Source organism: Oceanisphaera profunda (assembly GCF_002157895.1).
Taxonomy (GTDB): Bacteria; Pseudomonadota; Gammaproteobacteria; order Enterobacterales; family Aeromonadaceae; genus Oceanimonas; species Oceanimonas profunda.
The window spans coordinates 1762761-1782308 of record NZ_CP021377.1 but is presented as its reverse complement, the minus strand read 5'-3'; the positions used below and the strand labels follow the sequence as shown (position 1 = coordinate 1782308).

Genomic DNA, 19548 nt, shown 5'->3' with positions numbered 1-19548 from the left:
AAATAAAAAACTCTTACGCTCATTAATCTTTAGTGGGGTCACGTTTAGCTCTAGGGTGGGCATTATCGTAGGCTTTGGCTAAATGCTGAAAATCCAGATGGGTGTAAATCTGGGTAGTGGCTAAGTCGGCGTGGCCGAGTAGTTCTTGTACCGCGCGTAAGTCGCCGCTGGACTCCAACATATGAGTGGCGAACGAGTGGCGCAGTTTGTGAGGATGAATATGGCTGGATAGTGACTGTTTACCACCCCACTCGGCCATGCGCAGTTGTACGCTGCGATGGCTGATGCGCCGCTGGCGTTGGCTAACAAATAAGGCGAACTGTTCGCCGCCGGCTATGGCATCACGCACTTTCAGCCATTTCTCCAGCCATTCCAACGCCATGCGCCCTACCGGTAAAATCCGCTCTTTATTGCCTTTACCGATCACCCGCACTTGGCGTTCATCAAACTGAATATCGCCCAGATTCAGATCGACTAATTCTGCCAGTCGCAGGCCTGAGGAGTACATCAGCTCCATAATGGCGCGATCGCGCACCGCTAATGGGTCTGACTCATCGATATTCATTAATTGGTGCAGCTCATCCACGTCGAGGTTTTTCGGTAATGGTCGGCCTTGCTTTGGCGCGCTCACGCCGCGAGCCGGATTGGCCTGTAGTTGGCCTTGGATGATCAGCCAATCACAAAAGCTGCGCAGCGCACTTAACTTGGTCGCGATAGAGCGCGGCGATAAGCCACCTTTGTGCATGCGCGTAGCAATGCCGCGCACATGATTAATGGTGAGCTCCGACCAAGAGTGAAGCGCTAACTCAGCCAACTGCTCGGCCATGGCGTTAAGGTTACGACCATAACCGGTGCGGGTATTAACGCTTAATTGGCGCTCCACGCGCAGATATTCGAGAAACTCCTCGATAGCCAGAATCAGCGCCGCTCTACCCCTAGCGTTATCGGGTTCAGACTGCTCTGTCACTATGCTTGCGCCATTACTAGCTCGGGCAATACCCGCGACACTACATCGGCCAATTGACGGAGCAAAAAGGTATCCATATCTGAGCCATAATGACCAGCATCGGTGCTGCCAAAGGCCAATAAGCCCAGCTCGCCTTTAGTGCCTAGCCTAATTAAGGCGCAGGAGTTCACTAAGGAATCTTGAAACAAGCGCAACTTTTCTTCTTTGCCTAGCCGACCTAAGTATTCACTTTGGCTAGCCATACGCTCGCGATATAAACGCTCTAACTGCTCACCGCCCGAGCTGGCTGCACTGGGAAAGGTGCGCCCATCCACGATTAAACGCACCGCAGGAATGCGTAACTGCTCTTGCAAGCTATGACGAATGCAAAGCTCGAGCTCAAGTACGCTTTCGCAATCAAATAAGCGCGGCATCAGCTCCATGTACACTCGGAAAATACGCTCGTTTTCGCTGGCAACTGTCAGCAGCGCGCTACGTTCATCTTCCAGTTCATAAATGCGCAGCCGTTGTTGCTCAAGCTTGACTTCGACCAATGACAGGCTGCCGCGTTCTTGATGAGGCACCCTTAGCGTGCTTAACAAACTGGGCTGGCGAGCAAAAAAGTCGGGTTCGGCGGCTAAGTAGTCGACAATATGCGCGTCGCTCAAGCCTTGCTCACCGAGCTCTGATACTAAATCTGGCTCTGAGTTCGGCACTAAGTCCGTTTCTAAGCTGGGCGCTAATATAGGTTCAGCCAAGGTGGCATTGACGGTCTTATTCATAAATTAATTTGTCCATCAAATACATGCTCAGCCGAGCCTGTTATATACACCGGTTTGCCCGGGCCTTGCCACGCGATTTGTACGCTACCATGAGCAAAGTGCACTTGTACGCGCTCCGCCAACTTGCCCCAATAGATGCCCATCACGGCGGCGGCGCTGGCGTTGCTGCCACTGGCTAAGACTTGGCCGGTGCCACAACTGTAGCTACTAAGCTTAATCTCACGGGCATTAAGCACTTGCATAAAGCCCACGTTCACTTGATTAGGAAAGCGCTCATGGCTTGCCAACTCAGGGCCTAAGGCGGCCACTAAGTCGGTGCTAATGTCGTCCACTTCTACGATGCAGTGCGGATTGCCCATAGACACCACGCCGCACAACACAGTTTGTAAGGTTGAGGGCACCAAATAGGTTTTTTCGGCCTTTTGCGCCTTAAAAGGGATTTTGGCGGGGTCAAATTCGGGAATCCCCATATTGACCGTCACCTGATTATCTTTTTCTAGAGTGAGCGTCACATGGCCGTTTTGGGTGCTCACGCTAATGCGGTCTTTATAGGTTAAGCCTTTTAAACGTACGAAGCGGGCCAAGCAACGAGCGCCATTGCCGCACTGTTGGGTTTCACTGCCATCCGCATTAAAAATACGGTAATGAAAGTCCAGATCCGGATCGTAGGGCGGCTCGATCAGCAATAGCTGATCGAACCCCACACCAAAATGACGATCGGCTAATTGCCGAATCACCTCGGGATTAAAAAATACCTTCTGCGTGATGCCATCAACCACCATAAAGTCGTTGCCGAGGGCCTGCATTTTGGAAAAGTGGATCACAGATTCCCCTTAAGCCTTGGGCAGCAAGTGCTCACCGCGCCACAAATCGTTAAGTTGTTCGCGCTCACGTACTACTGTGGCAGTGGCACCATCAACCATAATTTCGGCGCCGCGGGGACGACTGTTGTAATTAGACGCCATCACAAAGCCATAAGCACCGGCTGAACGTACCGCCAGTAAGTCGCCTTCGGTAATCGCTAATTCACGGTCTTTACCGATAAAGTCACCGGTCTCACAAATTGGGCCCACTACGTCATATACCGCAGATGGGCGTTCTAAGGTGCTATCTACCGGAATTATGGCCTGCCAAGCGCTGTATAAGGCTGGGCGAATTAAGTCATTCATGGCTGCATCGACAATGGCGAAGCTTTTTTCCTCGCCGGGCTTTAAATGTTCAACCCGGGTCAATAACACGCCGGCATTGGCGGCAATGGCGCGGCCCGGTTCAAACACTAAAGTCAGCTTGCGGTCGGCTAACTTGGCTTTAATTTGTGCCACATATTCTTTTGGCTCCGGTGGCGTTTCGTCGTCATAACGCACGCCTAAGCCACCGCCCACATCCAGATGCTTAATGTGAATGCCGTCAGCGGCCAGTGCATCAATCAGCACTAATAATTTATCGACCGCTTCTAAGAATGGCGCCACTTCGGTGAGCTGAGAGCCAATGTGGCAATCCAAACCGTGAATGGCCAAGTTTTTCATCTCAGCCGCATGGCGGTAAATGTCTTGGGCTTGCTCGATAGGAATACCAAACTTATTTTCTTTAAGACCCGTCGAAATATAAGGATGGGTGCCTGCATCTATGTCCGGATTTACACGGATTGATATCGGAGCCACACGGCCCATACGGCCCGCTACTTCGTTAATACGTGACAATTCGGCCACGGATTCGACGTTAAAACAGAAGATATTTTTTTCCAGCGCAAACTCGATTTCGTCTACTCGCTTACCCACGCCAGAGAAAACGACTTTAGAAGCATCGCCACCGGCGGCTAACACTCGGCACAGCTCGCCTTTAGAAACGATGTCAAAACCTGAGCCTAAGCGCGCCAGCACCTCGAGTACGGCCAAGTTAGAGTTGGCTTTTACCGCGTAGCAAATAAGATGCGGAAAATCACCGGCGGCTTGGTCAAAAGCATGCCAATGGCGCTCTAAGGTTGCGCGTGAATAAACATATAAGGGGGTGCCGTGCTGTGCGGCCAGTGCTGTTAAATCGCAGGCTTCACCGTAAAGGCGGCCATCTTCCTGATAATTAAAATAATCCAAGGTGTTTTCCTTTACGACTGCTCAACGTGAGGTGGATTGGCTTGCGTTTCAGGCAAGGTTAACGGCCCTTTCAGGCCACATGCCGACAAACTTAGGCATAATGCCATCAATGTGGTTAACTTGAGTATCTTCATAGGATGACTGTGAATATGTTTCCAGGCTCTTATAATCTCATTCATATTCTCAAAAGCAATAGGAAGCGGATCATGAAAGACAGTGAGTTTCATGCCTTGGCTGACGCCATATACCAACACATTGAAACCAGTATCGATAACAGTGGTGTCGATATAGATTGCGAAACCATAGGCGGCGTGATGACGCTGACCTTTGAAAATAACGTTAAATTCGTGATTAATCGCCAAGAGCCCTTGCATCAAATCTGGCTCGCCACCCGTGAAAACGGCCATCACTTTGCCCTAAAAGACGAGCAATGGATTGATAATCGCCAAGGCCACGAGCTACTCAGCTGGCTGAGCCTACAGGCCCAGCGCCAAGGTGACACACCACTAGCGCTGTAAGCTAGCTCTAGAGCTTAAACACTCAAGACCTCTTCGCAACGGAATCCGCAGAAAAATAGTGATCAGATTTGAAATATATAATTGGTAAGGTCTTACCAGATAAATGTACTTTTCGATCTTATCTCAGCTTAATTTTTCCGTGTGTTCTGTGGGTTCCGTTGCAAAACTTTTATGGCTTCGAGCTTACCGCTCCCCGAAGGGGCAGGCTTCGTCTCGGCCCTCTTTATTGGTTTTAAAGGGCAGCACTTTTTGCAGCCCTTGCTCTTCTACTATCTCGTAATACTGAGGCAGATTAAAGTGTGCAAAGCGACTTTGGCCCGCACCTTGTTGATTTGAAGCATAAAACCGATTAATGCTTTGTATCAGTTCATCTTTACTGCCAGAAACCTGCCGATATACCTCTACTCGATTGGCTTCATCCAAAATATACAGGTTGTAGTCGTCACCGCTGTCTTCGAAGAAAAATTGCATTAGGCCTTCGCTGGCATACACATCAACGATATCTGGCACCGGCTTGCCTATTTGCTGATCCAACTTAAGACTACTGTGAGAGCTAGATGACCGCAGTTCAGGCTCAACCACCGCTTGTTTTTGTACACTCACGCCGCGACGTTCGAAGAAGATGCTGTGCTCTTCTGTGCCTAAACGCACGGTTTTTACAGTGCTGCCTTGATCCCGCGCCAGCCGTAAACTGATGCACTCTTTCACTAACAACTCAAAACGGGTGCGGATCAGGCTGCGAAAGTTCAGGCTGTAACAAAATATCTGCACGCTTTCTGGCGGTGTGGCGCCTTGGTGCATCTTGCCCAAGATAGCGGTCAAGGCTTCAAGGATTGCCGCTGGGCCACTGAAGTGTAAGGAGCGAATTTCATCCCAAGAGTTGCGATACAAGACATCAATCGAGCCCACCAAGTTTTCTCGTTGCTGGCCAAAGCTAAAGGGATCACTGGTTTTGGTGGTAAATTCAATGGCTCGGCTGCGCCACTGAGCGGTGGGGTCTTGTTCTAGATTCAGAAAAATACCTAACTCGCGTACTTCACAGGGTCGGCTGAGCGCCAAGTTGCTGGGTGCCGGCGCACGTACCGGGAAGAAGCGTGCCAGATCGCCAGCAAATTCCTGCAAATGCTGTAAGTTAACGTCCGTATCTTGATTAAACAGCTGCAGCTCAGTGTTGCGCGTTAATAGGCCATTAAAATGCGCCCAGGCCACCAATTTGCTGGCGTAACGGCTGTGCTCTAAAGGCTTACGGCCAATTAGCTCGGTGGCGGTCAGCCCTTGCTTATATAAATACCACCCTGCGTCATGCAGGCGCTCTTCTGGCACTTGCACCAAGCTGATATTGAGCTCTGATAAGTCTGGCGCTATGCCTAAATTTATCAACTGCACCTTGCCCGGCAGGTTTTCGAAGGCGGCGTACAACTTGCGCGATAAAATGCCGATATCTTCTGGGTTAATCGACTCGCTGATGCGGTTACGCTGGGCAAACTGGATTAAATTACGATAGCTGTGCATTAAGGCTTCCAGCAGCTCTTTATAAGCCAGCCTCACCTGCTCTACTTTCCAATGATCACGATTATTGAGTAAGGCGACTTTATCTGCCGGCCATTCCCAGGCTGCGATCAAACGCTTAATTTGCTCACGGCGTCGAGCGTAACGCGCTTGGCTTAAATCCACGCCTTGGGATATTTTCAAATAAAAACAACGTCGTACTAAGTCGAGGCGCTTTTCATCATCGATAGACTTTAGATACCCCGTCACCTTTTCCAACATCAACATATAGTGATCTTGGCGCTCATCGAGCCGGTCTGCGTCCTGTAAATGCCCTTTTAAATCTCGGCACAACAACTGAGTATCCGGATACTCATGGGAATAGGCTTCCATTAGTATGGTTTTCAGCACCGCTTTATAAGGCGAGTCGATACTTTTATACAGCTGCCACAGCGCAGAGCCAAAATACTCTTCCGCCGGAATACGGGCAAAGCCGCCTAAATCCAGCCACTCATCATGATTCAGGGTGCCGTTGGCAAATTGCTCCGCCACAAAACTGTCGTAGCGCGGGCCCAGTTGGCCCGGCGCGAACATCCACACCAAGCGTTTGCCGGCAATCACCAAATGACTGCGATAAAATTCGTCCAGCAATAACAAATGCTGGGCACTGCCACAGCTCTCGCCGGCGACGGACTCTTCATTATCGGTACGAAACTTGTTATCTGGGATCAAAAACAGATTCAGCTCAACTTGGCGCTGAGCGGCCCATTGGGAAATAAGCAGGCATTTTTGTTGCAGCCACGCCACCCGCTCGGGCGCCATGGTGTGGGAATAGCAGACCCAAACATCGAGATCCGAGTCCAGACTTTGGCCAATGGAAGAAGTACTGCCCATGCAGTAGACGCCAAAAATTTCATTGTGCCCAGACTCCAAGCCTTGATGGCCGTTGGCCGCTTGGCATAAGTCATCAATAAATTCTTGTTGGCGAGCATTAGGTAAAAATTGGCACACACCCGCAGGGACATCGCCCGGTACGAAACCAGGCAACAGGGGGTGATGGTAATGCAGCAACACCGGCAGTAGTTGGAATACTTGCTGCCCGTAACGGCTCATGACCGCGAGGGCATGGGCTTGTTTTTGCTCATTAAACTGATCACATCGCGCTAAGAGCTGATGAAAATTCTCGTGCAAATGTACAGGCCTTTGGTGGACCGACACGGACTCAAATCGAGTCAAAAGTGTGATCATGGTAACAATTCGGCAATAGATGAACAATATATGTCGCACCAATCCACTTCAAGATAGTGCCTAAGGGGCTTTCTCCCCTGTAATGACGGCACAGGAATGATAATATCGAGTCATTAGTGGATATTGAGAAGAGATTCAAATGGCAAATCGCACCATACGTATAGCTACGCGCAAGAGTCTGCTGGCCCTGTGGCAGGCGCATTTCGTTAAAGAGCAGCTGGAAGCGCTGCATCCGCACATTACCGTTGAACTGGTACCCATGACCACTAAAGGCGACGTGCTGTTAGACACGCCGTTGGCCAAAATTGGCGGCAAAGGCTTGTTTATAAAAGAATTAGAGCAAGCCATGCTGGAAGGCAGAGCCGACATCGCCGTACATTCCATGAAAGACGTGCCGGTGGAATTTCCTGAAGGCTTAGGCTTAACGGTAATTTGTGAGCGCGAAGATCCGCGCGATGCCTTTGTTTCTAATAACTACACCCATTTAGAGCAGTTGCCTGCGGGTGCGGTAGTGGGTACCGCCAGCTTGCGCCGTGAATGCCAAATTCGCGCTCGTTATCCGCATCTAGAAATTAAAGTACTGCGCGGCAACGTACAAACCCGTTTGCGCAAACTCGATGACGGCGAATACGATGCCATTATCTTGGCGGCCGCCGGCCTGAAGCGCTTAGAGCTTGAAGACCGCATTGCCGGCTTAATGAGCCCAGAAGACAGCTTACCCGCCAATGGCCAAGGTGCCGTGGGTATTGAATGCCGCGTTGATGACGCCGAATTACTCGCATTATTGGCGCCATTAGATCATTACGAAAGCCGCCTGCGCGTAGAAGCGGAGCGCGCCATGAATAAAGGCTTAATGGGTGGTTGCCAAGTGCCGATTGGTGCATATGCAGAACTGCAAGGTGACCAGCTGTGGTTGCGCGGTTTAGTCGGCCGCCCCGATGGCAGCGAAGTGATTTATGAAGAAATGACAGGCCCAGCCACCCAAGGTAAAGAAATGGGTGCCGAAATGGCCAAGCGTTTACTCGCCCGTGGTGCCGATAAAATATTAGCCGAGGTAGTTGAGTCATGATCCCGTTGGTGGTGCGCCCCGAGCCTCAGGCCAGTAGTTTAAGCCAGGCTTTGCTTGCGGCCGGCCACCAACCGGTGACCAGCCCTTTGCTCAGTTTTGTGGACGGTAATGAGCTTGACCGCCTGCCCGAATTACTGAGTCCGCTATCAAGCCAAGATTATGTGATAGCGGTCAGCGTACAAGCGGTAAACTTTACGCATACTGCCTTACAGAGCAAAGGCTTAGCCTGGCCTAAGGCCCACTATATTGCGGTAGGAGAAGCCACCGGCAATGCCTTTGCCGCCGTGGGCATATTAGACGCTGCAGTGCCAGACGATCCGCGCTCTGAGGGCATTATTGCCTTGCCTGGTTTAGATGAGTTAACGGAGCGGCGCGTAGTTATTTTACGCGGTAACGGTGGCCGCCATATGATAGCGCCCACCTTGACTGGACGCGGGGCGAGGGTCGATTATTGTGAAGTATATCGGCGCCAATACCGCAGTGATCCCGCTGGAGAGTTAGTGAAAAGCTGGCAGAGCCAAGGCGTGGACAGTATTATCATCACCAGTGGTGGTTTATTAAGCCATATTGTGCAATTGGCAACGGCCAGCGCAAAGGACTGGCTGCTAAGCCGTTTATTGATTGTGCCCAGCATACGCGTAGTAGAAGAAGCCAAGGAGCTGGGCTTCACTCAGATCATAAATGCAGAAGGTGCATCCAATCAGGCTCTGATTGCCGCTCTGGATGAGAGGAACCCCAATGACAGACAAGACTGATAACAAGCAACAGCATAATAATACGGCGACCGGTGAGCAACAATCTGCTAACCAAAAACCCGCTGACCTACACAAGACGCCACTGACGGCAGCGGTCAGCAAAGGTGCCAGCGCGCCTGCGATGGCCCCCGCAAACACTACCGACAGCGGCAAAGCACAACCTACCACCGCTACCGATGCCAAAGCGGACGCAGTCAAGCCGGAGCCTACATTGAGCACCACTAGTGCGGGCTCAACGAGCGGCTCAAAACCTGCAGACGCTAAGCTCAGTAAAAACGAAACCGCCAGCAACACGGCTCACGCTAAAAGCACCGCCGGCGCTACGGCTCCGCCACCGCCGCCCGTTGAGCCTGCGCAGCCTAAAAGCTCAAACGCAGGCAAGGTGTTGGCCATTATCGCCATTATTATTGCCATCTTGTTAGCCGCCATTTTGTATTGGCATGGCCATAATCAAGCCCTCGCCCAAGCCGAGCAGGTCAAGCAATTACAGCAGCAGTTGCAACAGCAACAGCAGCAAGTACAAGACGCACTTAGCGCTGCCGAAGGTAAACAGGCCAAGCAATTAGCCAGTGTGACCAGCCAGCAAGATGGCGTGAATGAGCAGCTCGAAGGCTTATCCCGTAAAATTTTAGACTTAGACACCAAGCGCCCTAACGACTGGATGCTGGCCGAAGCCGAGTATTTAGTACGCATGGCGGGTCGTAAATTGTGGTTAGAACAAGACGGTGTGTCTGCCGCCATGATGCTGGCCAATGCGGACGAGCGCTTAGCGGCCGTGAACGACCCCAGCCTAGCGCCGGTACGCCGCGCATTAGCAGAAGACATTGCCGCCATTAAATCGGTACCGAAAGTCGACCGCGAAGGCCTAGTTATCAAGCTCAATAGCATCAGCAATCAAGTGGATAAGCTGAAGTTAGACGGCGTGATCTTGGCGCAAGCGGCAGAGCCGGACTTTACCGTTTCAGGCTCGGTGAGTGACTGGAAAGAGAACTTAAAGAAAAGCTGGTCAAGCTTCAGTGATGATTTTGTCACCGTGCGCCGCCGCGATGGCAAGGTAGATGCACTGTTATCACCGCAGCAGCATTGGTACTTAAGCGAGAACCTCAAAGGCACGCTGTTACAAGCACAGCTGGCGATCTATCGTGATCAGCAAGAAATCTATGACAGTGCGCTTGAGCAAGCTGGCGACTGGTTAACTACCTACTTTGCTGATGACAGCGTGCGTCAATTTATGCTGGAGCAAATCGAGCAGTTACGCGGTCAACAAATCAAAGTCGAATATCCACAGCAGTTTAGTGCTCAAGATAACTTGAAGCAGCTGTTGGATGACAGATTACAACGCCTGTTAACTGGCCAGTAAGGGGAAGTCCATGATACGTCTTGCGATTATCATCGCCATCCTGGCCGCCGGCCTCATTATTGGGCCTAACATTAGCGGTCAGCAAGGCTATGCACTGTTAGCGGTGGGTAATTACACCATTGAAACCACGGCCACGGTATTTTTAGTGGGCATAGTGCTGTTTTATATGCTGCTGCTGTTTATTGAATGGCTGCTGGGCCGCATTTTTGGCTTAGGCCATAAAACCCGCAGCTGGTTTGTAGGTCGCCGCCGCCGTAAGGCGCTGAACTACACCCAAAGCGGCATGCAAGCCTTGGTAGCTGAAGACTATGCGGTAGCGGAAAAAATGCTGCTCAAAGGCGCGAAGGGTAATGATTTAGCACTGCTTAACTACCTCAATGCTGCTACTGCCGCTCAGGCATTGGGTCATGACACTAAGCGCGATGATTATCTGCGTTTAGCGCAGCAGCATAACCCCGGTGCCGGTTTAGCGGTGGGCTTAACGCAAACCCGCTTGCAGTATCAAGAAGGCCAATTTGAATTAGCCTTGGCCGGTGTACAGCAGTTAAACCAAGAATATGGCAGCCATCCGGCGCTACTTAAGTTGCAAAAAGACGTGTATTTAGCGACCGGCCAATGGCCTGAGCTGATGACCACGCTGGATGCGTTAGCCAGCCAAGGGTTGATTGAAGCGAGTGAGCAGCAAGCGCTCAAGCAACAGGCTTACGCGGGCTGGTTTGATAACGTGGCCAATACCGAAGGCAGTGCCGGCTTAATTAACTTGTGGCAAGGTCTCTCGCGTAAAGAGAAGTATCAAGCGGATATTTTGGTGCCTTTGTGTGAGCGGTTAATTGCTTTGAAAGCCCATCAAGAAGCGCAGCAGTTATTGTTAGAAGGCATCAATAAAGAGTCAGACCCTCGACTCTTAGCATGCATGACGCAGTTACAGCTAAGCGACTATCATCCGTTGCTGACTAACCTTGAGAAAAAGGCCAAGAAGCAATCTTCTGCCCAATTACACTCGGCCTTAGGCCAGTTGTACTTGAAAGATGATAAGCCTAAGCAGGCCGAGCAACACTTGCAGCAAGCCATCAGTTTGCAGCCTACACCTGCTGATTACATCTTACTGGCGGGCTTAGCCGAGCAACGTGAAGAGGTCAGCCAAGCTAACGATTACTATCGCCGAAGCCTAGCACTCGGCACAGCCGTTGCTGTAGTGTCAGAAAAACAGGTTCCTGAAGATAAGGTGACAGCAGTAGCAGCTGCACACTAAAAGTAGTGATCACTAGAGACGAAAAAGGAGCCGCAAGGCTCCTTTTTATTTTAGTGTGGTTAAGAGTTAGAACCCACACCAAACCCAGACCTTAAAAATCTTCGCAACGGAATCCGCGGAACCCACGGAAAAATAGAGAATAAATCTGAAAATGTTAATGGGTAATGCCCAAAGAGGGGGTCTGTAGGGTCGATTTCAATCGACCAAAAAGTTTGGCACGGCACAAAAAATAAACGGATCCAAAAACGGTCGAATAAATTCGACCCTACAAAAACCAGGCTACCCTGCGGATTTCGTGGCGAGAAATATTTAGTATTTGATATTATATTGTTTGGCTCTTAGCCAACAAAAAAGGAGCCTTGCGGCTCCTTTATCTAATCTTGTTCAACTGGTGATTAATCTTTGTATAACTTGATAAGCGTTGCTGGGTCGCGCTCTAAGAAGCCTTTGCTGCCGTGTTGACGCATTAATTGTGCTGCCAAGCCAGACATAGGCACGGCGGTGCCTTCGAGCTTGCTTTGGCTAACGGCCATATCTAAGTCTTTTAGCAGCGTGCGTACATGCCACTTAGGATCGGGATCTGACTCAGCGGCCATTAACGGGCCTGTGATCTGCATCGGCTTAGAGTCGGCAAAACCGCCAGCTAGCGCTTCAGGAATCTTATCCGCTGCCACGCCGCAAGCCTTGGCTAATGCCATCATCTCCGCCAACACCATTAAGTTACAGCCCACTATCATCTGATTACAGACTTTAGTGACTTGGCCGGCACCGACTGGCCCCATGTGGGTGGAGCGCTGTGATAACGGCGCTAAAATTGGCTGAATACGCGCGATATCTGCCGCCTCACCGCCACACATAATGGCTAGCGTGCCTTGTTCGGCACCCACTACACCACCAGAAACCGGAGAGTCTACCCAATTCATGCCGCAGGCGTCTTTTAGCTTGGCGGCAAACTCGCGAGTAGCGGTCGGGTCTGAACTAGAAAAATCCACTAACAGCTGATCAGCGCGGCCCTTTTCGACGACACCACCAGCACCAAATACCACCGTCTCTACCACTTCGGTGTTAGCCACGCACAGCAAGATAACATCCACCTGCTCAACCAGCTCAGTGATAGAGTTAGCGACGGTTGCGCCAGCGGCTTTCACCTCGGCTAACTTATCGGCACTGCGGTTCCAGACTGTAACCGCGAAACCAGCCGCTAATAACCGCTGGGTCATGGGATTGCCCATTAAGCCAATACCAATAAATCCTAGTTTCATGATAAGTGCTCCTTATTCGGCATATATTTACGCTGGAAATAGCAAAATCCACTATGTGTAGCAAAACATAACCAACACGCCAGTACAAACGGCATGGTTAACATCGGCAAGCCAGTTTTCAGCATTAAGGCGGTCATTAAACCAGCGAGTACGGCGGCCGCTATGCTCCAACCGGGCTTAAACTGATGCCAAAACATGGCAATAGCCGCTAATACACCGTTATAACCGGTCAGACCAAAGTTAATATAATCGGGATTGATTAACAGAAAAGTGGCGGTACCACTGGCAATAACAGCACCCACAAAGGCCCAGCCTAGCATGCCTATGCCGGCCAGCAATAAGGCCGCGCACACCATAATGGCCGGCACCGTATCCGGTAAAAATATCACTTGGCCGATGGCAGATAGTGAAAACTCATAATCGCTGGGCACTTCATCGGCTAAGCGTTGGCCGTTCCAATATAACCAAGGCAAAATCAATAGGTTAAAAGGAAGGGTGTAACAAGAAATCTTAAATCTCTTGATCCAAAACGCATACATTAAGCATGAGAGTCCGCCCAACACAACAGAAGCTACCAATACCCACAAGCTGGGCGGTGCGAACAACGCCAGTGATAAGCCCACCAAAGCCGCATTGAAGCCGTAGCAACCTTCCGCTTGCAATACAGGATTAAACTTAAGCAGCTGGGCCAGCAACACGGCACTAAAAGTGGCGATCAGCATTGAGAGCCCCATAAAAGGAGCCGTCCACAACACACCTAGCGTAATCAATAAACCGGATAATCGACGATTAACAAAATAGATCTGACTAATAGAAGCCAGCAAGGCAGACAACAGAGCCATGACTTGGAAACCCTGAAGAGAAGTTAAGAAACGAGTCAAAGTAGAACAGTAATCGGTCCTTTTTTCAACAAAAAAATGTATACAATGTTAATGGAGTGTAATGGATAACCGTGAGGGGTGAAGTGTAAAGGGTGAGGAGAAAGAGACCAGAGCACGCTCGTCTCAGGTTTACTCTTCACGCCTCACCCTTCACTGTCATTGCAAATTAGTGTGCCAAGAAGAACTCGTAGGCTGCATCTTCTGTTACATCATCCCAACGATAACCTAACTCCACCAAGTACTGTTCGAAGTAAGACAACTCCGCATCCGGCAGCTCAAACGCACAGAGCACACGGCCAAACTCAGCTCCTTGGTTACGATAGTGAAACAGGCTAATGTTCCAACGCGTGCCTAAGGTGTTTAAGAAGCGCATTAAGGCACCAGGCTGCTCAGGAAAACGAAAGCTATATAAGCGCTCATGCAAGGCTTTAGGCGGGCGACCACCCACCATATAACGCACATGAGATTTAGCTAAATCGTTGTCCGTCATATTGGCCACTTGATAGCCCGACTGCTCTAGCTCCATAATGATCTGGGTTAACTCGCGATCGCCATCAGTGAGACGCACCGACACTAATACCGCCGCCTTGTTGTCTGATGAATAACGATAGTTAAACTCCGTCACCATACGATTACCCAGCACTTCACAAAAGGCCACAAAGGCACCCTTTCGTTCAGGAATAGTGACCGCCAGCAAACCTTCACGCTTCTCGCCCAGCTCACAACGCTCAGACACGTAACGCAAAGAATGAAAATTCACGTTAGCACCACTTAAGATGGCGGCCATGCGCGCATGGGAATAATCTCCCGCTTGGCTGTATTTTTTCAATCCCGCCAGCGCCAGCGCGCCCGAAGGCTCGGCAATGGCGCGGGTGTCTTCAAAAATATCCTTCACCGCAGCACAGATTTCATCTGAAGTAACGGTGACCACGCCATCTAAATACTGCTGACACAGGCGAAAGGTTTCCGTGCCCATGCGCTTTACCGCCACACCATCGGCAAAGGTGCTAACGCGGTCTAGGGTGACAATTTCACCGGCTTTCAGCGCTGCATTCAAACAAGCAGAGCCTTCGGCTTCTACGCCGATTACCTTCACCTGTGGCAATAGCTGTTTAATATACACAGCCACGCCTGCCGCCAAACCACCGCCACCCACCGGCACAAAAACGTGAGTTAAGCGGGTGTCTTGCTCCAGTAATTCTCGGCCTATGGTGCCTTGGCCGGCAATCACATCCGGATCGTCAAACGGCGGGATCAGTGTCAGCTGATGCTCTTCAGCCAGCTCTAAGCAACGGGCATAAGCTTCATCGAAGTTATTACCGTGCAAAATCACCTTACCGCCAAAACCGCGTACCGAATCTATCTTAATATCCGGTGTCACGACCGGCATCACTATGGTGGCTTTAATGCCAAGCTTGGCAGCAGACAGCGCCACCCCTTGGGCATGATTGCCGGCCGAGGCGGCAATCACCCCGGCTTGCAGTTGCTCAGGGCTTAACTGCGCAATCTTGTTATAAGCACCCCTTAGCTTGAAAGAATGCACGGGCTGCATGTCTTCCCGCTTTAGCGATACCGAGTGGCCTAAACGCTCAGAAATTTTCTTCAGGGGCGTCAAAGGCGTCACCCTTGCGGCCTCATATACCGGAGACAGCAAGATACGACGTAAATACTCGCTCGCAGAGCGTAATGCGGCGGCTTCTTTCAATGCCGGTTGTACCATCTTATCCCCCCAGTTTGCTGATATCGCGTACCGCACCTTTGTCAGCACTGGTCGCCAATGACGCATAAGCGCGTAATGAGAAGGACACTTCACGCTGGCGGTCTACAGGGCGCCAGCCTTGCTCGCCTTTGGCATCCATAGCCGCGCGACGAGTCGCTAACTCGGCATCAGACACATCCAGTATTATGCTGCGGCCCGGAATATCGATATCGATGATGTCGCCGTTTTCTACTAGGCCAATAGTACCGCCACTGCCGGCTTCTGGCGAAACGTGACCGATAGACAAGCCAGAAGTACCACCAGAGAAGCGACCGTCGGTGATCAGCGCACACTTAGTGCCCAAGCCCATCGACTTCAAATAGGTGGTCGGATAGAGCATTTCTTGCATACCCGGCCCGCCTTTCGGGCCTTCGTAGCGAATAACCACTACGTCACCGGCTTTCACTTGACCGCCCAAGATGCCTTCTACTGCGCTGTCTTGGCACTCATAGATGCGCGCCGGACCACGGAATACTAAGTTATCGTCGGACACGCCGGCGGTCTTCACAATACAACCGTCAACGGCCAAGTTACCAGACAGTACGGCCAAGCCGCCTTCTAAACTGTAAGCGTGCTCTAGGCTGCGGATACAACCTTCGGCGCGGTCATCATCCAGTGTGGGCCAGCGGCAATCTTGGCTGAAGGCTTTAACGGTACGAATACCAGCCGGACCGGCGCGGAACATGGTTTTTACCGCTTCGTCTTCGGTGACCATAATGTCGTACTTGGCTAACTGTTCAGCCAAGGTCATGCCCATTACCGTTGGCAGTTCGGTGTGCAGTAAACCGGCACGGGCCAGCTCACCCAAAATACCCATAACACCACCGGCACGGTGCACGTCTTCCATATGATATTTAGGGGTAGAAGGTGCCACTTTACACAGCTGCGGTACTTTACGAGATAGCTGGTCGATATCGGCCATGGTGAAATCTACGCCTGCTTCATGCGCGGCGGCCAGCAGGTGCAGTACGGTGTTGGTCGAACCACCCATGGCCACGTCTAATACCATGGCGTTTTCAAAGGCGGCTTTAGTAGCAATGCTCCGCGGTAAAGCAGAGGCGTCGTCTTGCTCGTAGTAGCGCTTAGTCAACTCAACGATACGATGACCAGCAGACTTAAATAACTGCTCGCGATCCGCGTGGGTGGCCAGCAAAGAGCCGTTAGCAGGCTGAGATAAACCCAGTGCTTCGGTTAAGCAGTTCATGGAGTTGGCAGTAAACATGCCAGAACAAGAGCCGCAAGTAGGGCAAGCGCTACGCTCAGTTTGCTCACTTTGAGCATCACTCACGGTGGGATCGGCGCCTTGGATCATGGCATCAACCAAGTCGAGCTTGATGATTTGATCAGACAGCTTGGTCTTACCCGCTTCCATCGGGCCACCGGAGACGAAGATCACCGGAATATTCACCCGCAATGCTGCCATCAGCATGCCGGGAGTGATCTTGTCACAGTTAGAAATACACACCATGGCATCGGCACAGTGGGCATTAACCATATATTCCACAGAATCGGCGATCAGGTCACGGCTAGGCAAGCTGTACAGCATGCCGCCGTGGCCCATGGCGATGCCATCATCGACAGCTATAGTGTTGAATTCTTTAGCAACACCGCCGGCTGCTTCTATTTCCCGCGCCACTAATTGGCCCATGTCTTTGAGGTGCACGTGGCCCGGTACAAACTGGGTAAAGGAGTTCACTACCGCAATAATGGGTTTGCCGAAATCTTCTTCGGTCATGCCTGTTGCACGCCACAGGGCGCGAGCACCGGCCATATTACGGCCGTGAGTAGTGGTGGCGGAACGATACTTTGGCATTCTTAATATTCCTAACAATGTGAGTAATACAGGCGCCATCTACTAGGCGACGCCTATCTCTAAAATTTAAAATATAGCGAGCAGCTGTAAGCCTGAAACTAAAGACTGACAGCGGCCGTTTTTCTTAGCTTGGCGCTATATTTAAGCTATTTTCTTGAGCGCTTGCGCTTCTTCTAACACTTGGACCAAGGTCACATCTAACAGTTTTTCTAACTGGCGGCTGAGTAATTCTACAGCGCGCTCGCTCTCAACCAGCATATTAATGACGAGATTCGCGCCTTGGGTAGTCATATCCATCTGAGCAACGCGAAAGCCGCGGTGACGAGTCAGGCGCAATACTCTTTCGAGTACTTCAGGGCGAAACTGGGCAGTTACCTGCAACTGATATTGGTTCATACTTACTTCTCCATCATCTGGTCATTAGGAACGCCGGGCGGCACCAAGGGCCAAACGTTTTCTTGCTCAGAAATTCGCACATGCAATAAATAGGCGCTATCGGCCGCCAGCATGCGTTGTATGGCAGGCTCTACGTCTGCTTTACAGGTAATGGTTTCACCCGGAATTTCAAAGGCGGCCGCCATGGCCACAAAATCCGGGTTATCGGTTAAAATGGTTTCACTATAACGCCCATCGAAGAACAATTCTTGCCACTGGCGCACCATGCCTAAGCGCTGGTTATCGAGTAACACCATTTTCACCGGCAATTGCGCACGCTTCAATGTGCCCAGCTCTTGTACGTTCATCATAAAAGAACCATCGCCAGACACCAATACCGACTGGTCTTGAGGGCGAGCCAACTTAGCACCAATAGCAGCAGGCAAACCAAAACCCATGGTGCCAAGGCCTGAGCTACTCAGGTGATTACGCGGGCTGGTAAAACGCATATGTTGCGCCACCCACATTTGGTGCTGGCCTACGTCACAGCTGACCATGGCGCTGTCGTCCAAGGCGGCACTCAACTGGCTTAACATCAAGGGGGCATAAATGGCCGTACCAGGATGATCGTAGCGCCACGCATGCTCAGCTTTAAGGGCCTGACAGTGCTCGCGCCATGGGTCTATGGCAAGTTTATCGGCGCTTATTTTAGCATTCGCCAGCAAAGGGAGCACAGTAGCAAGCTCGGCATTAATACTGACTTGAGCGTGGCGCACCTTACCAAACTCAGAGGCGTCTTTATCAAGGTGGATAACCTTGGCATTCACCGCAAAAGCGTCCAGTTTGCCAGTTACGCGGTCGTCGAAACGGGCGCCCACCACTAACAGCAGATCACTCTGTTGAACAGCCAGATTGGCGGCTTTTGTTCCGTGCATGCCCAGCATGCCTAAAAATAGTTCGTCATCGGGATCCAGAGTGCCGATGCCCTTCAGCGTAGTCACCATAGGAATCTCTGTACGCTTAGCAAAAGCACGCAATTCTGCCACGGCATTTGCCATGCCCACACCGCCGCCTACGTACAAAATAGGCTGCTTGGCATTGGCCAATAACTGCTGTGCCTCGGCCAGTGCTTGCGCGTCTAAGGGGTTCGGATCGGTATTGAAAACCGGCGTGGTTTTAGGCTCAACTAAAGCTACTTGGATATTTTTTGGCACATCAATGAGTACAGGACCCGGGCGACCGGAGCGCGCCACCTCAAATGCCTCGGCAATAATGGCACCTAAGTCTTCCACATTTTCCACTAAGTAAGAGTGCTTAGTGCACGACAGTGACATGCCCAGCACGTCCACTTCTTGGAAGGCATCAGTACCAATGGCCGACATCGGCACTTGGCCGGTAATGGCCACCAGAGGGATAGAATCGAGCATGGCATCGGCCAGACCGGTGATCAGGTTAGTGGCGCCAGGGCCTGAGGTGGCCATACACACACCTACCTGACCACTGGCTCTGGCATAACCCACAGCTGCCAACGCGGCTGCCTGCTCATGGCGGCACAACAGATGGTCTACACCACCATCATACAAGGCGTCATAAAGCGGCATAATAGCGCCGCCGGGGTAACCGAAGATTTGGGTGACTCCCTGCTGTTTTAAGGTTTGAACGATATACTGTGCGCCATTCATCTTATTACTGTCCATCTGTTAGTACCAAAGCCGGTTAAAAAAAAACCCCCGAGCAATGTGCTCGGGGGTTTTACGTTTCGTCTGTCGGTGAAATTATTTTTCGTCAGACCAAAGTACCCCGAGCGGAGATATAATAATCACCACTAGGACCACAATAATGTTGACGAAATAGTCTAATAAATTCATCTCACCGTTCTCTCAATAGGGTGCTGAGCCAGAACCATCTACTCAAGCTGGCCTATAGAACTAGCATGATGAACTAGACTAA

The 19548-nt window shown here is 51.1% G+C and carries 17 protein-coding genes; 5 read left to right on the top strand and 12 right to left on the bottom strand.

The window, feature by feature from the left end:
* Nucleotides 1-22: 22 nt before the first annotated feature.
* The 5 genes from xerC to lptM are packed head-to-tail and all read right to left on the bottom strand — an operon-like array spanning nucleotide 23 to nucleotide 3952.
* On the bottom strand, nucleotides 23-967 hold the full coding sequence (gene xerC / locus CBP31_RS07735; RefSeq protein ID WP_174664628.1) for a tyrosine recombinase XerC: 945 nt from the start codon (nucleotides 965-967) through the stop codon (nucleotides 23-25).
* On the bottom strand, nucleotides 967-1728 hold the full coding sequence (locus tag CBP31_RS07730) for a DUF484 family protein (RefSeq protein WP_087036045.1): 762 nt from the start codon (nucleotides 1726-1728) through the stop codon (nucleotides 967-969). Before CBP31_RS07730 ends, xerC begins: the two co-directional genes overlap by 1 nt.
* Nucleotides 1725-2552, bottom strand: a complete 828-nt coding sequence (dapF, locus tag CBP31_RS07725) for a diaminopimelate epimerase (protein ID WP_322348424.1) — start codon at nucleotides 2550-2552, stop codon at nucleotides 1725-1727. The genes CBP31_RS07730 and dapF overlap by 4 nt, the downstream gene beginning before the upstream one ends.
* Nucleotides 2553-2561: 9 nt before the next feature.
* Nucleotides 2562-3818 (bottom strand): diaminopimelate decarboxylase, encoded by a 1257-nt coding sequence (lysA, locus tag CBP31_RS07720; RefSeq protein WP_087036041.1) that lies wholly within the window; start codon nucleotides 3816-3818, stop codon nucleotides 2562-2564.
* Between the two features lie 11 nt (nucleotides 3819-3829).
* Complete coding sequence (lptM, locus tag CBP31_RS15945; RefSeq protein ID WP_407668735.1) at nucleotides 3830-3952, bottom strand: LPS translocon maturation chaperone LptM; 123 nt, start codon at nucleotides 3950-3952, stop codon at nucleotides 3830-3832.
* 72 nt (nucleotides 3953-4024) lie between these two features.
* Here lptM and cyaY point away from each other — a divergent pair, with 72 nt between their 5' ends.
* Nucleotides 4025-4336, top strand: coding sequence for an iron donor protein CyaY (gene cyaY, locus CBP31_RS07715; RefSeq protein ID WP_087036039.1), 312 nt, complete (start codon nucleotides 4025-4027; stop codon nucleotides 4334-4336).
* Between the two features lie 183 nt (nucleotides 4337-4519).
* Here the strand turns inward: cyaY and CBP31_RS07710 are convergent, their stop codons facing one another.
* Complete coding sequence (locus tag CBP31_RS07710) at nucleotides 4520-7015, bottom strand: class I adenylate cyclase (protein WP_227874964.1); 2496 nt, start codon at nucleotides 7013-7015, stop codon at nucleotides 4520-4522.
* A gap of 196 nt (nucleotides 7016-7211) precedes the next feature.
* Here CBP31_RS07710 and hemC point away from each other — a divergent pair, with 196 nt between their 5' ends.
* The 4 genes from hemC to CBP31_RS07690 are packed head-to-tail and all read left to right on the top strand — an operon-like array spanning nucleotide 7212 to nucleotide 11508.
* Nucleotides 7212-8141, top strand: a complete 930-nt coding sequence (hemC, locus tag CBP31_RS07705; RefSeq protein WP_087036031.1) for a hydroxymethylbilane synthase — start codon at nucleotides 7212-7214, stop codon at nucleotides 8139-8141.
* Nucleotides 8138-8896, top strand: coding sequence for a uroporphyrinogen-III synthase (locus CBP31_RS07700; protein WP_087036029.1), 759 nt, complete (start codon nucleotides 8138-8140; stop codon nucleotides 8894-8896). The genes hemC and CBP31_RS07700 overlap by 4 nt, the downstream gene beginning before the upstream one ends.
* Nucleotides 8880-10256, top strand: a complete 1377-nt coding sequence (locus tag CBP31_RS07695; RefSeq protein ID WP_227874963.1) for a uroporphyrinogen-III C-methyltransferase — start codon at nucleotides 8880-8882, stop codon at nucleotides 10254-10256. The genes CBP31_RS07700 and CBP31_RS07695 overlap by 17 nt, the downstream gene beginning before the upstream one ends.
* A 10-nt stretch (nucleotides 10257-10266) precedes the next feature.
* Complete coding sequence (locus CBP31_RS07690; RefSeq protein WP_087036027.1) at nucleotides 10267-11508, top strand: heme biosynthesis HemY N-terminal domain-containing protein; 1242 nt, start codon at nucleotides 10267-10269, stop codon at nucleotides 11506-11508.
* A 395-nt stretch (nucleotides 11509-11903) separates the two neighbouring features.
* Here CBP31_RS07690 and CBP31_RS07685 read toward each other — a convergent pair whose 3' ends face one another.
* The 6 genes from CBP31_RS07685 to ilvG all read right to left on the bottom strand — a co-directional run bounded on the left by CBP31_RS07685 (nucleotide 11904) and on the right by ilvG (nucleotide 19280).
* Nucleotides 11904-12770 carry an NAD(P)-dependent oxidoreductase gene (locus CBP31_RS07685; protein ID WP_087036024.1) on the bottom strand — a complete coding sequence of 289 codons (867 nt, stop codon included), beginning with the start codon at nucleotides 12768-12770 and terminating at the stop codon, nucleotides 11904-11906.
* Entirely contained in the window at nucleotides 12767-13612 is an 846-nt protein-coding gene (locus tag CBP31_RS07680) for an urea transporter (RefSeq protein ID WP_087036021.1), read from the bottom strand. The genes CBP31_RS07685 and CBP31_RS07680 overlap by 4 nt, the downstream gene beginning before the upstream one ends.
* A 205-nt stretch (nucleotides 13613-13817) precedes the next feature.
* On the bottom strand, nucleotides 13818-15371 hold the full coding sequence (ilvA, locus tag CBP31_RS07675; RefSeq protein WP_087036019.1) for a threonine ammonia-lyase, biosynthetic: 1554 nt from the start codon (nucleotides 15369-15371) through the stop codon (nucleotides 13818-13820).
* A gap of 1 nt (nucleotide 15372) precedes the next feature.
* Complete coding sequence (gene ilvD / locus CBP31_RS07670) at nucleotides 15373-17223, bottom strand: dihydroxy-acid dehydratase (protein ID WP_087036017.1); 1851 nt, start codon at nucleotides 17221-17223, stop codon at nucleotides 15373-15375.
* Between the two features lie 141 nt (nucleotides 17224-17364).
* Nucleotides 17365-17619, bottom strand: coding sequence for an acetolactate synthase 2 small subunit (gene ilvM, locus CBP31_RS07665; protein ID WP_087036015.1), 255 nt, complete (start codon nucleotides 17617-17619; stop codon nucleotides 17365-17367).
* Nucleotides 17620-17621: 2 nt separating this feature from the next.
* Nucleotides 17622-19280, bottom strand: a complete 1659-nt coding sequence (ilvG, locus tag CBP31_RS07660; RefSeq protein ID WP_087038664.1) for an acetolactate synthase 2 catalytic subunit — start codon at nucleotides 19278-19280, stop codon at nucleotides 17622-17624.
* Nucleotides 19281-19548: the final 268 nt, after the last annotated feature.